Source organism: Gluconacetobacter entanii (genome assembly GCF_013155425.1).
Classification (GTDB): domain Bacteria; phylum Pseudomonadota; class Alphaproteobacteria; order Acetobacterales; family Acetobacteraceae; genus Novacetimonas; species Novacetimonas entanii.
Window position 1 is genome coordinate 1 of record NZ_JABJWD010000131.1, and the last position, 326, is coordinate 326.

1 pseudogene is annotated in these 326 nt (G+C 67.8%); it reads left to right on the forward strand.

Annotated features, from left to right (window positions below):
* A pseudogene (locus HNH97_RS16680) lies at positions 1-326 on the forward strand (1-deoxy-D-xylulose-5-phosphate synthase); the annotation flags it as partial.

Sequence of the window (326 nt, forward strand, 5' to 3'; positions counted from 1 at the left end):
CCGTCCTACACGTCCGTCTTCTCGCGCGAACTGCTGCGCCAGGCGGAAGCGGACGACCGGATCGTGGCGATCACGGCGGCGATGCCGTCCGGCACGGGGCTGGACAAGTTCGCCAAGGCCTTCCCCGAGCGCTTCTTCGATGTCGGCATCGCCGAGCAGCATGCCGTGACGTTCGCCGCGGGCCTTGCGACCGAGGGGATGCGCCCGTTCTGCGCAATCTATTCCACCTTCCTGCAGCGCGCCTATGACCAGGTGATGCATGACGTGGTGCTGCAGAACCTGCCGGTGCGCTTCGCCATCGACCGCGCGGGCCTTGTCGGCGCGGA